Source organism: Vibrio sp. OPT46 (assembly GCF_015163535.1).
Taxonomy (GTDB): Bacteria; Pseudomonadota; Gammaproteobacteria; order Enterobacterales; family Vibrionaceae; genus Vibrio; species Vibrio alginolyticus.
Genome location: NZ_JADDYG010000731.1, coordinates 17,595 through 19,438 on the forward strand (window position 1 = coordinate 17,595; position 1,844 = coordinate 19,438).

1 protein-coding gene is annotated in these 1,844 nt (G+C 50.5%); it reads left to right on the forward strand.

From position 1 onward, the window contains the following. A partial coding sequence (locus IQR33_RS34520) for a molybdopterin-dependent oxidoreductase (protein WP_228014167.1) occupies positions 1-1,844 on the forward strand: 1,844 nt, incomplete at both ends.

Genomic DNA, 1,844 nt, shown 5'->3' on the forward strand with positions numbered 1-1,844 from the left:
ATGCGATTCGTCTAGAGCGCATGGCGTTGGGTGAGCCGGATGCATCTGGTCGTCGCAGCCCTAAACCAACCGGCGAGTTCTTCACCGAAGAGTTCGACACCGTGATTGCGGCAGTATCGCAAAAGCCAGATCTGAGCTTCCTCGAAGGCGAAGATTTGTCGATTCCGCTTACGCGTTGGAACACCTCTGATGCCGATGAAAAGACCATGCACACCGGCACGGGCAATATCTTCAGTATTGGTGATTTCCGCCGTGGTCCAGCAACGGCAGTTGAAGCGGTGGGTGATGGCCGCGTTGCGGCAAAAGCGATTGACCTGTTTTTGAATGGTGATATGGCCGATATGCCAAAGGCAGCGTTCAACTCGCGTAAAGAGAAGAAGCTCTCTCAAGTCGATCCGCTTCACTTCGAGAACATCCAGAAAGTCGCTCGATCTATCATGCCTGAGCTGACTCCAGCACAACGCGAGCAAAGCTTCGCTGAAGTGGAGTTGGGTTTTGATAACGAAGAAGCAATGAAGGAAGCCGCGCGCTGTCTAGAATGTGGCTGTCAGGCAAATACCGATTGTGCGCTGCGTGATTACTCCACCGAATATGAAGCTGAGCAAAGCTTTGATTTCTCTTTGCAGATTAAATCGCATCAAGATTGGTTAGATCTTCGTGCGAAAGACTTGCGTCATAAGTACGAAGTTGACCGCAGCTCTGAGTTTATTGAGTTTGATGCTAACCGCTGTATTAGCTGTGGGCAGTGTATCCAAGCGTGCCGCGACAAAGCCGTGCACGGTGTACTGAACTTTGTGTGCGATAAACAAGGTCGTCCAGCATTACGTCCTGATGATCGCCCACACTTTGGAAGTAACAAGAATGGTTTAACCCTAATGGGCGATTCGAACTGCGTGCAATGTGGCGCGTGTGTTCAAGTGTGTCCAACGGGCGCAATGGTCGATAGTCGTGACCGTTCGCAAGGCCGTACTGAAGATCTGAAAGCGGTCGACACCATTTGTACATACTGTGGTGTGGGTTGTAAGTTGACTATGTTCGTGGACGAAGCAACCAATACGATTCGTTACGTGAAAGGCGGTGACTCGCCGGTGAACCAAGGCATGCTGTGTGTGAAAGGGCGCTTTGGTTTTGATTTCATTGGCAGTGAAGAGCGTCTTACCACGCCATTGATCCGTAAAGACGGTTGGCTGCAACCTGCAAGCTGGGAAGAGGCGATTCAACTGATTGCGAGCAAGTTCTCTGGCATCAAGCAAGATTTTGGCAGCAACGCATTAGCGGGCTTCTCTTCAGCGAAAACCACCAACGAAGACAACTACGCGTTCCAAAAATTTGTCCGTCGTGAACTGGGCACTAACAACGTCGACCACTGTGCGCGTTTGTGTCACGCATCGAGTGTAACCGGTCTTGAGGCGTCACTGGGTAGTGGTGCAATGACCAACGACATTCCAAGCATTAAGCACTCGGATGTGATCTTTATTATTGGTTCGGATACCACATCGGCACACCCGATCATCGCTTCACACATCAAACAAGCAATTCGTCATCACGGCGCTCGTTTGATTGTAGCTGACCCGAAACGTGTCGATATGGCAGAGCATGCTGAGCTGTATATGGCGCACCGTCCGGGTACGGATGTGATGCTTTTAAATGGCGTCATGCAGCAGATCATCAAGAACGGTTGGTACGATCAAGAGTACATCGAAGAACGTGTCGACGGCTTTGATACCTTACTGCAAGAAGTAATGTCGCCAGCTTACAACCTCGATAAAGTGGAGTTGGTTACGGGCGTTAAAGCCGAAGACATTCAAGCAATGGCGCGCATGATCGGTACGGCAGATCGTACG